The sequence below is a fragment of the Chryseobacterium sp. MEBOG06 genome (assembly GCF_021869765.1).
Lineage (GTDB): Bacteria > Bacteroidota > Bacteroidia > Flavobacteriales > Weeksellaceae > Chryseobacterium.
In genome coordinates this window covers 1,255,325-1,277,119 of sequence record NZ_CP084580.1, presented here as the reverse complement: position 1 = coordinate 1,277,119, position 21,795 = coordinate 1,255,325, and the positions used below count along the sequence as shown (strand labels likewise).

19 protein-coding genes are annotated in these 21,795 nt (G+C 36.8%); 8 read left to right on the top strand and 11 right to left on the bottom strand.

The window, feature by feature from the left end; genetic code table 11:
* Nucleotides 1-18: 18 nt before the first annotated feature.
* Together LF887_RS05940 and LF887_RS05935 are read right to left on the bottom strand one after the other, a co-directional pair.
* Complete coding sequence (locus LF887_RS05940) at nucleotides 19-3,417, bottom strand: polysaccharide deacetylase family protein (protein WP_236857905.1); 3,399 nt, start codon at nucleotides 3,415-3,417, stop codon at nucleotides 19-21.
* A gap of 88 nt (nucleotides 3,418-3,505) precedes the next feature.
* Nucleotides 3,506-4,756: a CinA family nicotinamide mononucleotide deamidase-related protein gene (locus LF887_RS05935; RefSeq protein ID WP_236857904.1), complete on the bottom strand. Its 1,251-nt coding sequence runs from the start codon at nucleotides 4,754-4,756 to the stop codon at nucleotides 3,506-3,508.
* A 116-nt stretch (nucleotides 4,757-4,872) separates the two neighbouring features.
* Between LF887_RS05935 and LF887_RS05930 the strand changes: the two genes are divergently transcribed.
* Nucleotides 4,873-5,346 (top strand): hypothetical protein, encoded by a 474-nt coding sequence (locus LF887_RS05930; RefSeq protein WP_236857903.1) that lies wholly within the window; start codon nucleotides 4,873-4,875, stop codon nucleotides 5,344-5,346.
* Nucleotides 5,347-5,384: 38 nt separating this feature from the next.
* Here the strand turns inward: LF887_RS05930 and LF887_RS05925 are convergent, their stop codons facing one another.
* The 4 genes from LF887_RS05925 to LF887_RS05910 all read right to left on the bottom strand — a co-directional run bounded on the left by LF887_RS05925 (nucleotide 5,385) and on the right by LF887_RS05910 (nucleotide 9,304).
* Complete coding sequence (locus tag LF887_RS05925; RefSeq protein WP_236857902.1) at nucleotides 5,385-5,927, bottom strand: lipocalin family protein; 543 nt, start codon at nucleotides 5,925-5,927, stop codon at nucleotides 5,385-5,387.
* Nucleotides 5,928-6,001: 74 nt separating this feature from the next.
* The gene (locus LF887_RS05920) at nucleotides 6,002-6,736 is read right to left on the bottom strand and encodes a LytR/AlgR family response regulator transcription factor (protein WP_236857901.1); all 735 of its coding nucleotides are present in this window, start codon (nucleotides 6,734-6,736) and stop codon (nucleotides 6,002-6,004) included.
* Nucleotides 6,737-6,831: 95 nt separating this feature from the next.
* Nucleotides 6,832-7,248, bottom strand: coding sequence for a DUF6326 family protein (locus tag LF887_RS05915; RefSeq protein WP_236857900.1), 417 nt, complete (start codon nucleotides 7,246-7,248; stop codon nucleotides 6,832-6,834).
* A gap of 259 nt (nucleotides 7,249-7,507) precedes the next feature.
* A complete protein-coding gene (locus LF887_RS05910) occupies nucleotides 7,508-9,304 on the bottom strand; it encodes a histidine kinase (RefSeq protein WP_236857899.1) in 1,797 nt (598 codons plus the stop codon).
* 129 nt (nucleotides 9,305-9,433) lie between these two features.
* Between LF887_RS05910 and LF887_RS05905 the strand changes: the two genes are divergently transcribed.
* From LF887_RS05905 to LF887_RS05895, 3 genes are all read left to right on the top strand, one after another.
* A complete protein-coding gene (locus tag LF887_RS05905) occupies nucleotides 9,434-10,108 on the top strand; it encodes an SIMPL domain-containing protein (protein WP_236857898.1) in 675 nt (224 codons plus the stop codon).
* A 154-nt stretch (nucleotides 10,109-10,262) separates the two neighbouring features.
* Entirely contained in the window at nucleotides 10,263-11,864 is a 1,602-nt protein-coding gene (locus LF887_RS05900) for a DUF4139 domain-containing protein (RefSeq protein ID WP_236857897.1), read from the top strand.
* A 17-nt stretch (nucleotides 11,865-11,881) separates the two neighbouring features.
* Nucleotides 11,882-13,075 carry a vWA domain-containing protein gene (locus LF887_RS05895; protein ID WP_236857896.1) on the top strand — a complete coding sequence of 398 codons (1,194 nt, stop codon included), beginning with the start codon at nucleotides 11,882-11,884 and terminating at the stop codon, nucleotides 13,073-13,075.
* A gap of 40 nt (nucleotides 13,076-13,115) precedes the next feature.
* Here LF887_RS05895 and LF887_RS05890 read toward each other — a convergent pair whose 3' ends face one another.
* Complete coding sequence (locus tag LF887_RS05890; RefSeq protein WP_236857895.1) at nucleotides 13,116-14,321, bottom strand: NAD(P)/FAD-dependent oxidoreductase; 1,206 nt, start codon at nucleotides 14,319-14,321, stop codon at nucleotides 13,116-13,118.
* A 115-nt stretch (nucleotides 14,322-14,436) separates the two neighbouring features.
* Here LF887_RS05890 and LF887_RS05885 point away from each other — a divergent pair, with 115 nt between their 5' ends.
* Nucleotides 14,437-14,817 (top strand): STAS/SEC14 domain-containing protein, encoded by a 381-nt coding sequence (locus tag LF887_RS05885; RefSeq protein WP_236857894.1) that lies wholly within the window; start codon nucleotides 14,437-14,439, stop codon nucleotides 14,815-14,817.
* A gap of 69 nt (nucleotides 14,818-14,886) precedes the next feature.
* Here LF887_RS05885 and LF887_RS05880 read toward each other — a convergent pair whose 3' ends face one another.
* Nucleotides 14,887-16,089: an MFS transporter gene (locus LF887_RS05880; RefSeq protein ID WP_236857893.1), complete on the bottom strand. Its 1,203-nt coding sequence runs from the start codon at nucleotides 16,087-16,089 to the stop codon at nucleotides 14,887-14,889.
* Nucleotides 16,090-16,271: 182 nt separating this feature from the next.
* On the opposite strand from LF887_RS05880, the gene LF887_RS05875 reads away from it, so the two are divergent.
* Nucleotides 16,272-17,171, top strand: a complete 900-nt coding sequence (locus tag LF887_RS05875; RefSeq protein WP_236857892.1) for an AraC family transcriptional regulator — start codon at nucleotides 16,272-16,274, stop codon at nucleotides 17,169-17,171.
* Nucleotides 17,172-17,359: 188 nt separating this feature from the next.
* Here LF887_RS05875 and lipA read toward each other — a convergent pair whose 3' ends face one another.
* On the bottom strand, nucleotides 17,360-18,226 hold the full coding sequence (gene lipA, locus LF887_RS05870; protein ID WP_236857891.1) for a lipoyl synthase: 867 nt from the start codon (nucleotides 18,224-18,226) through the stop codon (nucleotides 17,360-17,362).
* 116 nt (nucleotides 18,227-18,342) lie between these two features.
* On the opposite strand from lipA, the gene LF887_RS05865 reads away from it, so the two are divergent.
* Nucleotides 18,343-18,975 (top strand): hypothetical protein, encoded by a 633-nt coding sequence (locus tag LF887_RS05865; protein WP_236857890.1) that lies wholly within the window; start codon nucleotides 18,343-18,345, stop codon nucleotides 18,973-18,975.
* A 200-nt stretch (nucleotides 18,976-19,175) separates the two neighbouring features.
* Here the strand turns inward: LF887_RS05865 and LF887_RS05860 are convergent, their stop codons facing one another.
* The gene (locus tag LF887_RS05860; protein WP_236857889.1) at nucleotides 19,176-19,736 is read right to left on the bottom strand and encodes an RNA polymerase sigma factor; all 561 of its coding nucleotides are present in this window, start codon (nucleotides 19,734-19,736) and stop codon (nucleotides 19,176-19,178) included.
* A 156-nt stretch (nucleotides 19,737-19,892) separates the two neighbouring features.
* Here LF887_RS05860 and tyrS point away from each other — a divergent pair, with 156 nt between their 5' ends.
* Nucleotides 19,893-21,188 (top strand): tyrosine--tRNA ligase, encoded by a 1,296-nt coding sequence (tyrS, locus tag LF887_RS05855; protein WP_236857888.1) that lies wholly within the window; start codon nucleotides 19,893-19,895, stop codon nucleotides 21,186-21,188.
* A 73-nt stretch (nucleotides 21,189-21,261) separates the two neighbouring features.
* Here tyrS and LF887_RS05850 read toward each other — a convergent pair whose 3' ends face one another.
* Entirely contained in the window at nucleotides 21,262-21,684 is a 423-nt protein-coding gene (locus LF887_RS05850; RefSeq protein ID WP_236857887.1) for a hypothetical protein, read from the bottom strand.
* Between the last annotated feature and the right edge of the window lie 111 nt (nucleotides 21,685-21,795).

Here is a 21,795-nt window from a genome sequence, read left to right as displayed (position 1 = left end):
AACAAATTTAAACAAATATTAAGAAGCTGCTATCTCTTTTACATTTCCTGTTCTTTTCAGGAATCCCCAAGACTGCATTTCGCCTTTCAGTGCTTTTCTTAAACTTTTAAATAATACAATATACATCAGCCATCTATACCCGAATCTCTGCGGAATGATATACACAAGATTGGTGATTTTTTCCCTTTGCATAATAAAGGCTATTAAAGCCAGGGAAGCATCTACCAAAAGAAATATCAGATAATAGGTAAATATTTTACTTCCGTTTCCGGACAGGATTCCAAAAAACATGATCACATCTGCCAGCGGCGAGAAAAATGGTATGATATATTGGAATAATAAAATATTCGGCATTGCCCAAAGGCCCAATCCTTTATATTTGGGGTTAAGGAAAGTCTGTTTCTGTTTCCAGAACATCTGCATGATACCATAGGTCCATCGGAAACGCTGTTTTAAAAACTGTTTAACGGTTTCAGGCGCCTCAGTGACGGCAATTGCTTTATTTTCGTTAGCAATCGTATATCCTTCTCTCAATATTTTCACTGTAACATCACAGTCTTCAGCCAAAGTATCCGATGAGTATCCACCGACCTGAAGAACTACAGATCTTTTAAATGCTCCGATAGCGCCCGGAATTACTGTAATCGCATTAATATGTGCGTAAGCCAGCCTGTCAAAATTCTGACTTGTCGTATATTCTATTGCCTGCCATCTTGTAAGCCAGTTCACTGTATTTCCTACTTTCACATTTCCTGCTACTGCAGCTATTTTTTCTTCAGGACCTGAATTTAAAAACCTTGCTATAAGATATTTCACGGCATCCTGCTGTAATTTGGTGTCTGCATCTATACATACAACATATTCTGCATCGGTCTGCGAGATACCGAAATTTAAAGCTGTTGCTTTTCCTCCGTTTACTTTGGAGAAAATTTTCAGTTTCGGATGATCCGGGAATGCTTCTTTTGCCTTGGCATAGGTAGAATCCTTACTACCGTCATCTACCATAATGATGTTAAAATTCGGGTAGGTCTGCTTCAACAGATTATGCAGGGAAGAAACAATATTTACTTCTTCATTGTAAGCGGGAACAATAATGGAGACCTTAGGATAAGATTCCAGGATTGGAAACTCGCTTAGTTTTTTTTCTTTTTTTCTTTCTTTAAAAGCCCAGTAAGCCATTAATAAAAGTCTTATCAGTCCTAATACAATGAAAATGGTAAACAAAGCAACCAGAAAATGGCTTATTCCATAAATTGCTGTAGCCAATACCAGATTCAGCTGCATCACATAATAAGATCTCGTTTTGGGAACTTCAGGCATAAGCTCGTTTTTACTTTTATGAAGAATACTTCTAAGATTAGTAAAGTGATATCCCTGCTTCTGTAGAGTAGGAATTAAAACTTTTAAAGCCTTCACCGTTTCTTCTCTTGTATCACCTCCTGCATCATGAAGAAGAATGATGTTTCCTCTCTGCTGCTTGATACCCGCCATGACACGTTTTATAATTTCATCGGCTTTGATACCCGGCTGCCAGTCTTCGGGATCAATACTTTCACCGATATCCAGATAATTCTGCTGTCTTGCCAGTGCAACCGGAATGATCTCTTCTGAAGTAGTAGGTTCAGAATCCGCATTATAAGGTGCTCTGAATAGAATTGTACTGTGTCCGGTGATACATTCAATCAGTAATCTTGTAAGTTTCATTTCAAGTAAAGCTCTCTGCGGGCTTACTTTAGCCACATTTTCATGCGTGAATGTATGGTTTCCTATTTCATGTCCTTCACGGTAAATTCTTTTGACAAGCGGAAGGTTCTTTTCTGCATTTAAACCCACCAGAAAGAAAGCAGCAGGCACATGGTATTTAGATAATATATCCAGCACCTGCGGGGTATAAGTTTCATCCGGTCCGTCGTCGAAGGTCAGTACCAATTCTTTTTGAGGGGCACTTCCATATTTTTTTACTTCGTAAGAACTTGGATAGGTAATATAATTCTCGTCTGTAATAATTTTCTCTTTGGGATCAATCTCCAATTTGATTTTTCCATCGTGAGGAGTATTCAGAACATCCAGTACTTCCCCGTCTCCTATATAATCCACCATCGTCTGCCCTTTTACATTTTCCAGCGTTTTTAAATTCAGCTTGGAAAGACCTGCAGAAGTAAGATCTTTATCATAGAAATTCCAGACTCTGCTGTCTTCACTCCCCAGTCTCCAAAGTGCAGTTCCCGCCAAAGGATATTCTGATGAGAAGCGCATCGTATTAAAGATAGAAGCGGCATCGTTGAAGAATACAGTATGCGTCAGATTTTTAGAATCCGTATAGGAATAATTAAGGTTAAAAGTATTGTCATTAAAATCAATAACCGCTTTGCTAGCACTGGCTTTTGTAATCGCCTGCATGTAGGTCACAGAAGTATTGTCATCTTTATTGGAGCTCCAGTCATAGCCATAAGCTCCCAACCCAAGAATAATCTTGTGAGGAGAAGTCTGTTTCACTATTTTACCGGTTTGAGCTTCTATCCATTTCTGTGAAGAAACAGGGCCGGCATCACTTCCCGCGGAATACTCATCGTAAGCCATCAGAACAAAGTAATCTACATAAGGATCTAATCTGGGAATGTTGTAATCATCATTATCCGTCATAATATCCATGGTTACCAGCAGCTGATTCTGTTTGAAAGTCTCAGAAAGTTCTTTCATAAAGGCAATCAGGTTGTCATCAGAATTCAGATTCATATCTTCAAAGTCAATATTGATTCCTTTGAAGTGGTATTTTTTACACTGCTGGGTAATTTTTTGAATCAGGGCGGTTCTTCTTTTCGGATCGTTAAGTACTTTTACCAATCCTTCAGAACGGAATTCTCTGTCTGAGTTATTACTCAGCATCGGCATTGCGGCAACTCCCGTTCTTTTGATGACCTTATATCCTTCGGGATCTACATTTGTTTTCAGATCTCCTGTTTTGGGATCAATGAAAAACCATTCCGGAAAAACAAGATTAACGTGTCTGATATTTCTTTTTAAAGACATCAGAGACTGAGGATCCCATGCTACATAGAATGCAGAACGGATACCTCCGGGAAACTGAGCCCAGTTTCTGTTTTGATTTTTATATCTTTCTTCTCTCGCCTTTTCTATTTTGGCAAGACTTGTATGTATATTTTTTTCAGAAATGAAGTTTCTGAATCCTTTATATTCTTTGGAAATCTTATTCTCCTGAAGATAAGGTTTATTGGCAGTAATTACTGCTTTATAGTCTTCCTTAAAAGGAATTTTAGGACTTCTGTCCAGGGTCATCATCAGCCCTAAAGCAAGAAAAAGTAAAGCCGCAATAAAGATAAAAAAACGGCTGCTCCACTGTACGCTTTTCCAGCGTTTCTTGTTGTTGGTCTGAAAAATCTGTTTGGAATTTTCCACTATTTTAAATTTTAATGAATGATTCTCAAAAAGTGTGAAAAAGCGTATTAAAATTAATTAAAAAAAAATTAAAAAAGAAAAAAATAATCTAAGGATTTACCAAAAGACTCACAAGATCCTGAATCACTTTTTGAGAAACGAAATGCATAAAGTCCAGTCTTTCCAGATGAGGCATATATAATTTTGACGTCACTGCCTGATCATTGATTCTTATGGTATAAAAAACCGTTCCCACATCATTGCCATCCTCCCCTTTTCCCGGTCCTGCAACACCAGTGGTAGAAAGAGAAATATTGGTTTCAAACAACTCCTGACAACCTTTTGCCATTTCCTGCGCTACCTGCTCACTGACTACGGTAAACTGATCTACGGTTTCTTTGGAAACATTTAAAATTTTTATTTTTCTCTCTGTCGCATAAGGGACTATACCGCCAAGAAAGTATTTTGAACTCCCGGCAACGGAAGTGATCATTTTCGCCAACTCTCCTCCTGTACAACTTTCTGCTGTAGAAATGGTCAGCTTTCTTTCAGTAAGTATTTCTGCCAGAATATTTTCTATTTTATCTTCTGTTACCGCTATAACATGGTCCCCTAATAAAGGAAGCAGCTGCTGAATTTCATTTTCCACCTGCTGCTCTAAAGCAGCTTCATTATCTCCTGATGCTGTAATCCTCAGCTTAACTCTTGTTCCTACAGGAAGATAAGATAATGCCAGATTTTCAGGAAGTGCAAGTTCCCAGTTTTCAATGGTATCTGCAAGAATACTTTCGGGAATTCCCACTACGGATACAATTCTGGTATGGATATATTGAAGGTTAAATTTTTCCTGCAAGTAAGGAATAATCTGATCTTTGATCAATGGTTTCACTTCGTAAGGAACTCCGGGAAGACTGTAGCACAGTTTCCCATCCTGTTCCATCATCATGCATGGTGCTGTTCCATAATGGTTTTGAAAAACCAAAGATTTTGTAGGTACAAATGCCTGTTCTCTGTTTCTTTCCAGAATATCAGCACGTCCCCTTCTTTCCATATATCCTTTCAGATGGTTAAAAGTGACCTCATCCAGCGCTATTTCATCATTAAAAAATTCTGCCAGCGCTTTTTTTGTTTTATCATCTCTGGTAGGCCCCAGTCCTCCCGTTGTAATAATAAGGTCTCCCAATTCGAATGCGGTGCTCAATGTATTTTTGATAGTCTCAATTTCGTCTGAAATTGTAAAGATTTGCGAAACTTTTATGCCAATATTCTTTAGTTCAGAGGCAATAAAATTAGAATTGGTATCTATAGTATTCCCGGAAAGGATTTCGTCACCGATGGTGATAAGAACAGCTTTTTCCATATATCAATTTGTTGAAAAAAATTCTCTGCAAATGACGGAAAAATAGGTGGCTGCGGCAACATAAAATGATTTTTTCTATTTTTGGATAAAATTGTTTAAAACTATAATTTAAAATTATGTCTAAATATGATGATGCTTCATGGCATTATGGTGGTGATTTCCCGGAAGGACTTCCTCAGAAAAACGGAGCTACACATACGGGTATGTTCCTGAACTGGTGTGTTAATAACGATCTTATTTCCGATGAAATGAAAGAGGATGCAGGGGAAGAAATTGAACAGCTGAAACGAAGAGAGGTAACAGGTGCGGAATTTATAATGGACTGCTGTGACGGGAAATTTGCTGAGCATGACCTGAATGATCTGGGAAATAGCTTTGCAAAAGATTATTATGCAGATGACACCGATTTTGGAAACAGATATAGCTCATTTGCTGACGACTTCGTTAATATTTTTGATGGTAAGGCAGAGGAAAACGACTACGAGTATGAAACTTTTTATCATATCGAAGATACCTACGAAAACTATGATCTCATGAAACTGGTGATTGATCACCGTTTTGAGGAATGGAAAGAATATATCAGAAGTTAAAAAAACTAATGATGAAAGGGTGCTTTTGCCCTTTCATTTTATCTATCATGCTTCACCCAGATCAGTTCTTTTGTATTGTATCCAATTTTTCTAGCTTTTTCCAGGAAACGCTGTCTGATGCTTTCGGGGATATTGGTCCTTCGGGATAAGATCCACATATATTTTAAACTGCTTCCTGCTACAAGGGCATATTGATAGTCTTCATCAATATCAATAACATTATAACCTGCCCAGATCGGTTTGAAAAATGAAACTTTCAATCTGGCTTCAGTTTTATCTTTTACAAACTGTGCTTCTCCAATGGCCTCATCCCAGATTTTTTTGAGGTAGTTGTACCCTTTATTTCTTACCTGGATAGTACCATCCGGATTTTCGGAATATTCTGCGGTAACATTATCCATATTTTTTTCGAACCTGTAATTGAAACGGGCTATCTCGTACCATCTTCCGAGATATTTTTTAGCATCGAAATTCTTAACTGCTACAGCACCCCGGGGAATTCTTACAGAATAGGAGTTGAAAAGGATTAGTCCCAGTGCTCCCAATGAAACAGGAAGTATGATTTTGTGAATGGTTTTCATAACAGAAAGTTTTGGTATGACTGTTATAAGAGCTTCAAAAATAATGCCTTTAAGATGTTAAAAAACAAAAAAGTCTATGAAAATACTTTTAGAAACCCATCTTTAAAACTGCCTGAAACTTCTATTTCCGTATCGTCAGCAAGCATTACGGTTCCACTTTTATGATATGATTTAACAAAAGCTGTATTGATGATATGGGAACGGTGAACTCTTACGAAAGGGCTTTCTAAAAGATCATCAAAGTGTTTCAGAAAACGGCATACCATTTTCTTTGAACCGTCTGTAAGATATACCTGCGTAAAGTTCCCATCAGCCTGAAGTCTCAGAATATCTTCCGTTTTTACCACATCAAACCCTTGTAAAGTGGGAAGGATAAGCTGTTGCTTTTCCGGCTTTAGTTTTAAGTTTTCAAGCAGGATTTTATTCCGGTTAAGTTCATCTTTTTTCTCCAGACTCTCAGCGACTTTGTTCACTGCCAGTATCAACTCCTGAATATCAATTGGTTTTAAAATATAATAACTGGCTGACTTATTTAAGGCCTGTAGAGAATATTGAGAAAAAGCGGTAATGAAAATAGTTTCGTAGGAAAAATCTTTGGTAGCTTCCAATACATCAAAAGCATTTCCAAAAGGCATCTCTACATCCAGAAACACCAGCTGTGGCTGCTTTTCGGCAATCAACGGAACTGCATCTTTAATATTTTCGGCTTCACCAAGAATTTCAACCTGTGGACAGTATTTCGTAAGATAGCTTCTCAAAACTTCCCGGGCTATGATTTCATCGTCTACAATTACGGCTTTTATTTTCATTACGATCAGATATTAGGTAGCAGATTGCAGGTGCAAATTAGGAATATTTGATCAGTAGTACAATCTTACTCTAAGACTTTCTAAATTTTCTGATCTTATATTTTCTTCCATTGCCAGGCGTACTTTACAATCATGATCGTTATAATACACTCCAATGCTGCGAGAAAAATATAAAACAAATACCAGTCCGAAAAAGAGGATATACCGATAAACAGCATGATCAGCGTGAAAAATATTCCAAACACAATATTAAGGAACCTGTTGATCACCGGTTTTAAAATAAGGGAAAGAAATACCATTGCTGCTGGTATTGCCAGAATTGCTGAGGCTGTAAGTAACTTTAAGGGAGAATTCAATAAATTTTCACCTTCTAGAAGTCCCCACGCTTTTCCAGGAGTATACAGTTCAAAATAGTCGCCATATAAATAACATAACGTAACTGAAGCCCACAGCCCTGCCAGAATAATCTTTACGTTAACTTTAGTGTCTTCAAATTTTACAGATTTGTTCATAGTTTTGATTAGTTTTTGATGAATATCTTCATTATCTAGACAATCTATGTTTCGGTTTGGTTACAGAAAAACAGATCACAGATAAAAAACCAAAAACTTTTGAACTCTTCGGGTAATAACTAGCCGTTCATTGTTCAGATATAAATTATTACTGTTTTTAAACGCTAAAATTTATCTTTTATTTGCCGAACTTCCTTTTATATTCTGAGTCTGATTGAAACTGATCATTCATTTCAGAATCAATACAATCTTTCTATGCTTACACCAGATTCATTTTGAGAGTGACCAAAACACCACTACTCTCTTTCATATCTTTTATAGAACAGGTAATATCTTTTTTGTAAAGATCATTCAGCAGCTGGATTCTTTCGAGTGTATTTTTCATTCCACGTCCTTCTCTTGTCTTCTGATGTGTGGTTTTCTGCTTTTTACTTTCCTCAATTCCTATTCCGTTGTCTTCGACGACAATCTTCAGAGATTGTTTATCTTTTTCAAAGCTTAATTTCAACAATCCTTTTTCGGTTCTATAGCGGAGTCCATGCCAAATTGCATTCTCCAGAAATGGCTGTATAAGCATTCCGGGAATCTGCTGACTTTGCAGGTTCAGATTTTCATCTACCTCAATTTCGTAATCAAATTTATCTGCAAAACGTGTTTTTTCCAAAGCAAGATAGTTCTGGAGAAGATCCAGTTCCTGCTGAAAAGGGATAAAATCATCAGCAGAATTTTCCATGACACCACGCATTAGCTTGGAAAATTTTGTGAGGTACTGATTGGCTTCCAGTTCATTATTGGTTGCAATAAAATGATTGACACTATTTAGGCTGTTAAAAATAAAATGCGGATTCATCTCTCTCCGAAGCGACTGAAGGGCAATTTTTTTATTCTTAATCTGAACTTTCTTCAGAGTTCTGAAAATAAAAATAATCAACCCTGTTAAAATAATCAAAGCTCCTATCAAACCATAATTAAAAACATTTTTCTTACGGATGAGCTCGTCTTTCAGTTCTTTTTCCTTTTCCAGCTGCGAAATACGCTGTTCTGTGTCTTCAAGAACTTTATTATCTACAAGGCTTCTGTCTTTCGAAACCAGATTGGGAAGTTTTCCCAGGAAGTCTCTGTACAGCTGTACCGAAGCATTTGTGTTTCCAGAGATAGCATACAGACTGTCCAGCTTTTTCACACTTCTCTGAGCCTCCAGAGTATGTCCTTTTTCCAACGCAATTCCATAGGCATTTTTCAATAAAGTAACGGCTTCCTGCGGATCATTCTTCTTTATATAAATATCAGCAAGCTCCTGAATCTGGTTGACTTTCTCCTGTGAATTTTCTTTCACAAAGTCTTCTTTCAGAACTTTCTTTTTGGCTTCAATAGCTTTGTCAAAATTTCGGTTTTCTACGTAGAGATCAGCCAGTTTCTGATTAATTGCAAGCGCCTGCTGCGGAGCTTCCTTTTTTGAAATCTTATAGGCATTATTCAGATTCATTTCTGCCTTAGAAACATCTTTCTGCTGTATATTGACGTCTGCCAGCTGGCTGTAGCTTTCTGCCAGTCCGGCCTGTTCGCTTTCTTTTGTACTCAGGTTGATATTATTCTGGATGGCTTCTGCCTTTACTTCCGGTGCAGGAGAAGAAAGCCTTGCTACGTCATTGGAGTTCACAGCTTTGCTTTTTTTACTATAGCCCATCTGTGCTGCCGTACTGTAATTGCTGATAGCCGGAGAAATTTTATTCTGTTTTTCCTGTGACTGGGCTAATCTTCGGGTAGCTTTTTCAATATTGAATTTATCATTAAGCTTTTCATACAGCTTTTTGGCTTTCGTATAATATTCTTCACTCTTTGAAAAATTTCCGCTATTGAAAAATGTTTCTCCAATATTATAATAAGAACCTGCCTGCGCCGGCTCATCTTGATTATCAATGGCTTTCTGCAACTTCTTAGTTTCTACCTGAACTTCCTCCACAGTAGCATTGGAAGGATTATTAGTATTTTGGGAAAACATCTTATTTCCCCAAACTACCAATACAAAGATTATAAAAAGTCTGAACATTTTCATAAAGCAAAGATATACATATATATATCTGCGCAAAAACTATTCACCAAGTGAAAGCTTCATTTCACCAAGTCTCCCAATTTCCAGCTTCAGATCTGCGTAATTTTACTTCAGAATTTAAAACAAGAAATTATGAAATTAAAACATTTTTTATTAATCGGAGTCTTAACGTTAGGGAGCTTTGTAAATGCTCAGGAAGTAAAGAAAAACGCAATTGAAGTAACGGGTGTTGCCGAAATGGAAGTAGAACCGGACGAAATCATCTTCAGTATCGGGATAAAAGCGGATAACAAAAACGATCTGGCGGATAATGAAAAGAAATTATTTGAAATTTTAAAAAATGCTGGGGTAAAGAACGAGGATATCAAATTCAAGTCGATGTATCAGAATTTATATTCCAAAACGGCTAAGTTTTCAAAGAATTATCAATTTAAAGCCAGCACAAAATCAAGTCTTAGCAAAATATTTGAAGACCTGAACCAAAAATGGGTAAGCAGTCTGAACATCGCAGAAATCAAAAACACCAGAATTGCTGACTTTAGAAAAACAGTAAAGATCAATGCATTGAAAGCAGCAAAGGAAAAAGCTGATTATCTGCTGGAAAGTATGGGTAAAAAAACAGGAAATGCTCTTGAAATTGTAGAGATCGAAGATTATACCAGCGATATGATAATGCCGGCAGCCTATAAAACCAGAATGAACAGCGTACAGATGGAAATGGCAGATACCCCGGTAGACTATTCTTTTGATAACATTGAAAATATTAAACTTAAATACAGTATCAAAACAAGATACGAAATCCTTTAAAATAACAGATTTAAAAACACAGCTCTCAACGGAGCTGTTTTTATTTTTTCACCCGCTCCCACTCTCACCAAGTCAAACTGCCACTTCACCAAGTTGCCCGATTTTCAACCTTAAATAGGAATAATTTTACTTCAGGAATTTAAAATAACAAACGATGAAACGTTACTTTTTACTATTAATCATGTTTTCCGTCACTTTACTGAAAGCACAGGAAATCAAAAAAGAAATTGAAGTAAAACAGGCGACTGTCTATCTTCAGGGGGCAAAAGTCCTTGGAACGACCAGTGTAAACCTTCAGAAAGGAAGAAATACCGTAAAGATTGTCAACCTTCCCAATAATCTGGATGAGAATACCTATAAAATCAATCTTGAGAAAAATACAACGCTTCTTTCTATTACTCCCCAAAGTAATTTTTTGAAAAATGATGAGCTTTCAGACCGTGAAAAGAAGATCGCGCAGGAAACAAAAAAGCTTCAAAGACAAGTCGACCTGCTGAATATACAGATCAAAACCCTGACGGGAGAACAGAATATTATCAATGACAATTTAAAAGTTTCTACAAACGATAAATCTACGCCACAGGAACAGCTGATTAAGCTTACAGAATTTTACAGAAAGAGAATGCTGGAAATCGACAATCAGGTTTTTCTTCTGAAAGAACAGAAAGAAGTTATAGATGAATCTATTGCAAAATTTGACAAGCAATCCATAGAAGAGCAAACTCATAAAAATACCAATCGCAAAGAGCTTCTTCTTGAAATTCTTGCAGATAATGAAACCAACCTGAATCTTGGAATAAGTTATATCGTTTCTGATGCAGGATGGGTTCCTTCTTATGATCTGCGTGCACAGTCTGTAAAAAAACCTCTTGAGATGGTCTATAAAGGTAGAATTTACCAGAACACAGGACAGGACTGGAAAAATGTGAAGCTTTTTGTCTCTACTTACAGACCTTCATATAATCAGGACAGACCTATTTTGTCTCCGCTTTATGTAGCTGAATACACGCTGTATAACTCTCAGATGGAAATAGCGGGGTACAAATCTAAAAAGGAAATTTCAGCAGCCAATGCATATCAGATGAGAGAAGATATAGCTGTAAAACCAAGCCAGATTCCGGTAGCTACAGTTTCTGACCGCCAGATGAATGTGATCTATGAATTGAATTATAATCAAACCATTATAAGCCAGGAAAAGGAACAATATGTTATTCTGGATAAAAAACAGATTGAAGCTGCTTATAAATACCATACAGTTCCGAAAATCAATAACCAGGTATTCCTGATGGCTTTTGTAAAGAGCTGGCAGAGTCTCAATCTCATCAATGGGGAAGCCAATATCTATTTTGAAGATAATTATATAGGAAAAACAAATATTACCAGCAATTATGTCAAAGATGAATTTCCGATCTCTCTTGGGGTAGATGAAAGAATTGCGGTAAAAAGGATAAAACTGGAAGACAGAACTTCTCAAAAATCCATGAACTCCAATAAATGGGAAACAGAATCCTATCAGATCAGCATCAGAAATAATACAAAAGAAACTATTGAACTTGAAGTTCTTGACCAGCTCCCAATCAGTGAAAATTCAAAAATTATGGTAAAGCCAACGGATTCTGGAGGAGGCAGCTTTGATGAAAAAACAGGGAGTATTCTCTGGAATAAAAATATAAGTTCAGGAAGCTCAGACAAAATAAGCTTTTCATATGAAGTGAAATACCCAAAAGAGATGCAAGTTCAATATTACAGCAGATAACCCATAAAATAAATAGTATGACCATTTTAAAAACTTTAGCACTCGCAGCAGGAACCGCTTTTTTAAGCTCAGGTACTCTTTCAGACAGCCACTGCTCCAAGAAGAATCCAGACAAAAACAGTCTGTCTGTACAAAACGCCTCTGTAATTACCGCAAATACACTATCAAAGGATAATAAAATTCAGGTAGCACTTTTACTGGATACCTCCAACAGCATGGACGGACTGATTGATCAGGCAAAATCCAGGCTATGGAATATTGTGAATACCTTGACCACCCTGAAGTATAACGGAAAGGCTCCCCAGGTTGAGATAGCTCTGTATGAATATGGTAATGACGGAATTCGTGATGAAAATTACATCCGTCAGGTTACTCCTCTCACGCAGGATCTTGATCTTGTTTCTGAGAAACTATTTGCTTTAAGAACTAATGGCGGGAGTGAATATTGTGGTGCTGTGATTCGTGATGCTTCTTCCAATCTCAACTGGGATCGTAATGAGAATAGTATGAAACTGATCTACATTGCAGGCAATGAGCCTTTCAATCAGGGAAAAATTGATTATAAAGAAGTTATTTCAAAAGCAAAGAATAGAAACATCTATACCAATACTATTTTTTGTGGAAGCCGGGAGGAAGGGATTCAAAATTTATGGCAAAATGGTGCAAGTATAGGCAGTGGTAAGTACTTCAATATCGACAGCGACAGAAAAGTGCTCTATATTGAGACTCCATACGACATCAGGATTTCTGAGAGTAATGCAAAACTCAATGATACCTACATCTACTATGGCAGCCATGGTTCTGAATACAAACTAAAACAGATTGCCCAGGATAAAAATGCAGAAATACAGTCAGTCTCTAATCTTGTGGAAAGAACCGTCTCCAAATCCAAAAAGAATGCTTACAAAAATGAACATTGGGATCTGGTAGACAGAGCTGAAAAAGATGCAGGATTTATTGCTTCTGTAAAAGAAAGTGAACTTCCAAATGAGCTGAGGGGGAAAAGTAAAGATGAAATAAAGAAAGCTGTTGCCATAAAATCGGCAGAGCGTGAAAAAATTCAAAGGGAAATTGAAATGCTCTCTAAAAAGCGTCAGACCTATATTGATGATGAAATGAAAAAACGGGGAACTGATAATTCTGATGATCTGGGAAAAGCCATGGAAAGCTCTATTCTGGAATTAGCTAAGAAGAACGGATATAGCCTGTAATACAGAATCCACTGAGTTTAAAACTCAGTGGATTCTGTATTTATCTTCCAAATTTAAAATATCGGGATAATGGATGCTTTTTGTTTTTCATGAAAAGAGAAGCCATTTCCATTCCTGTTACAGAAAAGGTAATTCCATTGCCGCCAAAACCTAATACAAAATAAGAATTTTTAAACTTTTCGTGTTCTCCTATATACGGAAGTCCGTCTTTTGTTTCACCAAAAGTTCCGGCCCACACAAAATCTGTATAAAAGTCATAATCCGGTTTTATTTTTCGTAAGGTTTTTAAAATTGATTTTTCCTTTTTATCCAGTAAAGCATCACGTTTTTGAGCATCGTAAAAATCTTCATCTCCACCTCCTATCAGCAGTCTTCCGTCATCGGTAGTCCGCATATAGAGGTAAGGATCATCTGTATTCCAAACCAGTGTACTGCCAATATTTTTAAATTTATTTTTATCAATCTCAGAAACAACAGCATAGGTACTTTTCAGATCTACAAAATTTTCCTTCAATAGATTTTTGCTTTCATACCCAATGCAGTAAATAATCTTTTTTGCTTTGATCTGAAATCCGCTGTCTACCGTAACTAGATTAAAGCCTTTATGTTCCTTTACTTTTACCATTTCGGTCTTATCAAAGATCTTCATCCCTTTCTTTACATTATGCATAAAAAGCTCATGCGCAAACTGAAAGGCATCAATACTAGCTCCTTGTTTTGATAAAATACCACCATATGTATTCTCAAATTCAAACTGTTCTAAAATTTTTCCTGATTCCAGCCACTGCACTTCAAATCCGTTTTCTTTTCTCGCTTTATACTCCTTCTTCAACCATTCTACATCTTTCTTTTTTGAAGCAAAATAAAGTGATTTTTTGCGTTTAAAACCAGCTTTGGATCTTATTTTTTCCGAAAGTTTTTCTATAGTATCAATGGCGTTACTGCAAGCTTTATAACTTAACACAGCCCCTTTTTCTCCTATCTTGTCTATAAGTTCATAAAGAGGAACATCTATTTCATACTGCAGCATTGAAGTGGTGGCAGAGGTACTCCCGTTACAAAGTTCCCGTTTGTCTATGAGAATCGTATTATACCCCTCTTCCATCATCTGATGAGCAACCAAACTTCCGGTAATTCCACCTCCTACAATTAAGACATCACATTTCTCATCTGATTTTAAAGAAGGATACGATGCCATCAATCCATTTTTTAAAAGCCAGAAAGGTTCATTTGATTTAAGATCCATATTAATATTTTACATTATAAATAACAATATTTATACCTATTTTAACAACTTATTATTAAATTATGGTGTAGTTCTTGTTAGTTAAACAAAATCAAACCACCAAAAAATATTTATTATGATAACAATTATTCCAGAAGCTCCAGAGAATGTTGCGGCATTCAGTGCAACCGGAGAAGTAACGAAAGAGGATTTTGAAAGATTGGTAATTCCGCGTGTAAAAGAGAAGGTTGATCAATTTGGTGAGCTGAATTACTTACTGTATTTAGACACCGATCTGGATAATTTTACCATGGGCGCATGGCTCGAAGATTTGCTTTTAGGTTTTAAAAACCTGGCCAATTGGAACCGGGCAGCGATTGTTACTGATAAAGAAGGCATACAGAATTTCACAAGTATTTTCAGTGTTCTGATGCCTGGAGAGTTTAAGTCTTTCCCTAAGGAAAACCTATACAACGCCCTCTACTGGTGTAAAAATGGCGATGAAGTAGAGGTATAAAATTTATTTTGTAAAAAAGAGCCTGTTTCAAAGTATGAAACAGGCTCTTTTTTATAGTAGTTGATTTCCTTATTTATCACAAGGAGTATATTCTGTTGTGGATTCCTCTTCATTCTGCTCTTTTGAACCATACAGATACATATATCTTATGCTGACTACCACTCCAATAAAAGTCATCCCCACTCCTACCAACGATGGATAGTTGAAAGGTAATCCATATTCTAATGGAATTCCTCCCAGAAAAGCCCCCATTGCATTGGCGATATTAAAACCTGCCTGCATAAAAGCAGCAGCCATCATTTCGCTTTTCGGGGCAGCTTTCATCATCATAATATTAATAGGTGCTGCAATAGACATGGATAATGCTCCGCACATAAAGGTCAGCACAAGAGCTATATTCTGATGTTCGGCAAGAAAGAATACTCCTCCCAGAGAAATCATCATTAGAAAAATCAGCAATGCACAGGTTTTCTCAGGTCCTAATTTATCTGAAATAAATCCTCCTGCCAGATTTCCAACTACCATACCGGCTCCTGCCAGCACCATGACATAGGCCATCTGACTGCTCTTAATGCCTGCCACGACGGTCATCAGAGGCGTTATATAACTCAACCATGTGAACAGTCCTCCAAATCCTATTGCTGTAATAGCAAGTACAAGCCATGACTGTTTGTTTTTAAGGAATTTCAACTCTTCCAGGAAATGTGTATTCTGGTTAGATTCTGTTGCCGGAAGCCACAGTTTTAAAAACAAGATAGCAAAAAGGCCAATGACCGCTACAATAGCAAAGTATAATCTCCAATGGAAAGTATGCCCGATATAGGTGACCAGAGGTACCATCGCCAGATTGGCTACTGTGAGCCCCGTAAACATCATGGATATATAGAATGCTTCTTTCCCTTTTCCTGCCATTTTGGATGCTACTACCGTTCCTACTCCAAAGAATGCCCCATGAGGAAGTCCGGACATGAAACGTATGATCAGCATACTGTCATACCCCGGAGCAATAGCAGAAAGGCCATTAAATAAAGTAAAAAGAATCATAAAAGCTATCAGAACCTTTTTGGGTGGAAACTTCACAGAATAGCCTATAAGAATCGGTGCACCAATTACCACTCCCATTGCATAAGCAGAAATTAAATGCCCTGCCTGCGGAATCGTGATCTGTAATGTTTTAGCAATATCAGGAAGCAATCCCATGACGGTAAATTCTGTAGTTCCTATTCCCAAACCACCAATAGCCAGTGGTATTATTCTTTTATCAATCTTCATTGTATCTAAATCTTTTTTCTTAATTATTTTTTCATCAAACTAAAGCCGTTGCCGAGCTTTATTTTGAAAGTGCAAAAATCGTCAGAAAGTTTGAATTTCACTTCTCTTTGAATGATAAAAATTTGCTCCATATTAACCTTTTTACTTAATTTTAAATTCAGAAACAATCAAATTAGAACAAAATGAAAATTCAGAAAGAAATTATTGAGTTTGAAAATGGGAAATCATTCAAGCTGTTTGCTCCTTCGCTGAAAAATTGTTTTTTCTGGCATTATCATCCTGAAATTGAGTTGGTGTATGTAGAAGCCGTGAATGGGATCCGGCATGTGGGAAAAGATATTTCCGGCTTTACAGACAGTGATCTGCTGCTAATAGGAGCCAATGTTCCTCATCTGAATTTCGATTACGGTATCCAAACAGAATGTAAACAGCTTGTCTTGCAGATGCGGGAAAATTTTCTTCAGGATATTATTCTGCCTGTTCCCGAGTTCGAAAATATTAAAACCCTGTTAGAACGCTCATATCTCGGTTTGTCATTCTCCGGAGAAACAAAAAAAACAGTGGTTGAACGACTCAGGATCATTAAAGATAAAAACTCCTTTGAGTCATTGGTAGGACTGATTGAGATTCTTCAGATTCTGGCTGATTCAACAGAGGTAAAGGAACTCAATAAGGAAGATACAAGAATCAAATGGTTTCTTAATGACAAAATAAGAATGGGAACCATCTATGACTATATCCATGATAATTATGATAAAAAGCCCAACGTGAATGATATTGCCCGAATAATAGGACTAAGCACCCCCGCTTTCTGCCGTTATTTTAAAAAACAGACCAATATGACCTTCACAGATTTTGTCAATAACTACAGAATCAATCAGGCTAAGATTTTTCTGTTAAAAGATTATTCAATAACAGAAGTCTGTTTTCAGGTTGGTTTTGAAAGTCTTTCTTATTTTAATAAGTTATTCAAACAGCATACCGGTGAGACACCTTCTGAATTTAAGAAGAAACATTTCAGACCAATTGAAATAAACGGGCGAATTGGTGTAATGAACAGAGATTCTTTATATCATAAATAATAGATTGAGTAGAATCAGGTTTTGCACAAAGCCGAGTCAAGCGAAATTTATATTTAATTAAGCGCACTAAAGCCTTTTTCTATTTATTTTTGAATTATTCCGTTCATTTTATAACTCCCGATCCTGAACCTCTGGCTCGGCAGCTCTTAAAAACAAAAAACCGTTCATTTCTGAACGGTCTGTATTTTCTAATGAATATGTTTTTCTGCGTGGTAAGAACTTCTTACAAGAGGAGAACTTTCAACGTGTCTGAAGCCTAAGCTTCTTGCAAAATCTCCAAACTCATCAAACTCTTCCGGAGTAATGAACTTTTTTACAGGAAGGTGTTTTTTGGTTGGCTGAAGATATTGTCCAAGCGTGATAACATCTACATTAGCATTTCTGATGTCTTCAATTGTTTGGAAAACCTCATCTTTGTTTTCTCCCAAACCAAGCATTACACCTGTTTTTGTTCTTCTCTGCCCCGCCTCTTTTAAATATCTTAATACGTCAAGGCTTCTTTCATATTTTGCCTGAATTCTTACTTCCCTCGTCAAACGTTTTACCGTTTCCATATTGTGAGAAATTACCTCTGGGGCTACTTCTACCAATCTGTCTATATGTTTTGTAATTCCCTGGAAATCCGGAATCAGTGTTTCCATGGTAGTTCCCGGGGAAATTCTTCTCACAGCATTCACTGTTTCTCCCCAAAGAATAGATCCCATATCTTTCAGATCATCACGGTCTACAGAGGTAAGAACGGCATGTTTGATCTTCATTAATTTAATTGAACGGGCTACTTTTTCAGGTTCATCCCAGTTTACATCAAGTGGTTTTCCTGTTTTTACTCCACAAAAGCCACAGCTCCTCGTACAGATATTCCCAAGGATCATGAACGTTGCTGTACCTTCTCCCCAGCATTCTCCCATATTCGGGCAGCTTCCGCTTTGGCAAATTGTGTTTAGTTTATATTTATCAACCAATGTTCTCAGCTCTCTGTAATTCTTTCCGGTAGGAAGTTTTACGCGGATCCATTTTGGTTTTTGAACGGTAGTGTCTTGAACTGAATTTTCCATTTCTAAAATTGAAGTTCAAAGTTAAGGAATTTTTAATGGAAACCATCAACCAGAGAAATTGATGAAATTGATAATTCAAAATTTCATTGTACATTTATGTTTTCAAAATTCTTCCCATGAGAAAAATAGTTTTCCTTTTATCTGTTGCATCCAGTACACTTTTTTTTGCTCAAGAGCAATTTCAACCTGCAGGTTCTACCCTGCTTGAAACCATAGACGGAGATCTGGATGGTGATAACATTCCTGAAAAAGTAATGATCTATACGACAAAAGATGAGGGCGAACTGGGCAAAATCCGTGAAATTCAGATTTTGAAAAAAAACAATGGAAAGTGGACCTTGCTTGAAAAATCCAGAAATGCAGTTATGGAAAGCAGTGCCGGAGGAATGATGGGAGATCCTTATCAGAGTACTGAGATCAAAAAAGGAATTTTGATCATCATACAGGCTGGTGGAAGCAGCTGGAAATGGGATGTTACCGATAAATACAGATTTCAGAACGGACATTTTGAGCTCATAGGTACCTCTTCGTCTGCAGGAAGGCCGGGAGATTACTGGAAAGATACAGATTTCAATCTTTCTACGGGACAGCTTATCTTTAAAAAAGAGGTGGAGAATACTGCTGAATATGGTAAATCTCTAAGTGAAACGTATATTCATAAAGGTTTAAGGATCGATCTTCAAAATAGAAATCAGGAAAAACAGCGAAAAATCACGCTTCCCAAGACGAAAGAAGAAGTTTATTTCTAATGAATGCCTTTGAAAATTAAGCTTTGGCTCAACCCCGGTTTTGAATTTTGTCCTTCTGACGAAGGAAGAATCTTATTGATGAACAAATTTATGAGATTCTTCACTACATTTCTGAACTACGTTCGCAGACCTTCAGCCTGTGTTCAGAATGAAACTTTTGAGATAACTTGTTTTATTAAATAACTTGATATTTCTGACGCTTAATTATCATCAAACTCATTATTCTTCAATAATTCTGCAAGAACCTTTTTGGCTCGCATTACCCTTACTTTAGTATTGGCCACCGAAATCCCCAATTCTTCGGCAATTTCTTTAATACTTTTTTCTTCAAAAAACCTCAGCTTGATAATATCCTGATAGTTGGCATCCAGAGATTCTATGGTTTTGATGATTTTCTTTTGCTCTTCTTTAGAAATCAGAAGTTCTTCGGGAGATTTTGCAAACTGATTTTTAACTTCGTCAAGATTTTCAATGGAGTCTTCATTTTCGCGGCTTTTTTTCCGCCAGAAATCAATAACTGTATTCTGAGCTATGGTGAGCACCCACGTTTTAAACTGAAAATGGGGATCAAACATATCCAGTTTCGACAATACTTTAGAGAAAACATTTACGGTAATCTCATCTGCATCGTTTTCATCTCTTACCTTTTTCATAACAAAAGAGAAAACATCCACCCAAAAAATATTAATGAGTTTAGTCTGGGCCTTCTGATCTTTGTCTTTGGCCTTCTGGATGAGCAGGAATAGCTGTTCGTCGTTCATTAGTAACAAATATAGAGTATTTAGGGCAGAATTGCAAAGGGATAAAAAGTGAAAAAAGCTAATTAGAACATTAGCGGAATCGCTTTCTTTACTTTGTGCTGTCTTCCTTCTGAATTTATTATCTTTGCACCATAAAAATTTTAAAGTAAAAAATCAATGAATTCCTTTATAGAAGAACTGAAATGGCGTGGTCTGTTTGCCGATATGATGCCAGGAACCGATGAACAACTGAATAAAGAGGTAACTACTGCATATATTGGTTTTGATCCAACGGCCGATTCTTTACATATCGGAAGTCTTATTCAGATAAAAATTTTAGCGCACTTCCAGCAACATGGGCACAAACCTATCGCTTTGGTGGGAGGTGCTACAGGAATGATTGGAGATCCATCCGGGAAATCGGCTGAAAGAAATCTTTTGGACGAGGATACTCTTTTACATTATGTTGACTGCTTAAAAAATCAGCTTTCAAAATTTTTGAATTTTGAAGGAAATGAGCCGAATAAAGCTGAATTGGTTAACAACTATGACTGGATGAAGAATATTTCATTCCTTGATTTTGCTAAAAATATCGGAAAGAACATCACGGTTAACTACATGATGGCTAAAGATTCTGTGAAGAAGAGATTCTCCGGAGAATCTGGTGCAGATGGAATGAGTTTTACAGAATTTACTTACCAGTTAATTCAGGGATATGATTTCCTTCACTTATATCAAAATAATAATGTAAAGCTTCAGATGGGAGGCTCTGACCAGTGGGGAAATATCACCACAGGAACAGAATTGATCCGTAGAAAAGCACGTGGAGAAGCATTTGCATTAACGGTTCCATTGATCACAAAGGCTGACGGTTCTAAATTTGGAAAATCTGAAAGTGGAGAAAACTACTGGCTAGATAAAAAGAAAACATCACCTTATAAATTCTACCAGTTCTGGCTGAATGCTACAGATGAAGATGCTGAAAGATTCATCAAATTCTATACATTCCTTGGAAAAGAAGAAATTGAAGCTTTAGTGGAAGAGCACAAAACTGCGCCCCACGAAAGAAAGTTACAGAAGAAACTTGCTGAGGAAGTAACCGTTTGGGTACATGGAAGAGAGGAATATGAAAAAGCACTAAAAGCTTCGGAAATTCTTTTTGGACGTTCTACCTCTGAAGATTTGATAAGTCTGGATGAAGAAATCTTCCTTGAAGTTTTTGATGGCGTTCCTCAGAAGGAAGTTTCAAAAGCTGATGTATTGGGAGTTAATATTATTGATCTTCTTTCTGAAAAATCAGGATTCTTAAAGTCTAAGAGCGAGGCGCAGAGAGAAATAAAAGGTAATTCAATTTCCGTGAATAAGGAAAAAGTAAACGATACTTTCTCTGCCAATGAGACTGATCTTATTGATGGAAAATTCCTATTGCTTCAAAAAGGTAAGAAAAGCTACTTTATTGTGAAAGTAAACTAAGCTTAAGCACCATATAAAAACTGGCGCTGAGATTCATCTCAGCGCCAGTTTTATTTCCTAAAATGACTTAATATTAAAATGTATAGCTTGCAGAAGCAGATAAATACTGCCCGCTGGAAGTTCCTTCTTTTTTCAATTCTCCGTCTACCCAGATCTGAACCTTCAACGTAGAAGAAGCGTTTGCCCCGATTGCATTTACAGCGACATTAGCATTATATGCTCCCGGTTCTGATGTTATCTCAGGACTGGACCAGGTTGTTCCGCTAAGGCTTGAAGCTGTTGTAGGATTACCATCAACTCCGTAAACCGCTACATCAATATTACTTCCCGAAGAAGCGATAGCTTTAAAAACCACTTTATGGCTTTTTCCTGCTCCGTTCACATGGTTATCATCGTCATCATCTTTACTGCATGAAGCCACCAGCCCTATAAGCATTGCTGCCATTACGGCAATAAATGTTCCTCTTAACAGCTGACTCATTTTCATTTTTTTCATAATCTTTTTGTTTAAATTTTAGTTACTATATTGAATATTCTATGATTAATGATTTGATACCTGCAAAGCTATGGGAGTCATCAATTTCTATCAATCCTTAAAAACAGGTAA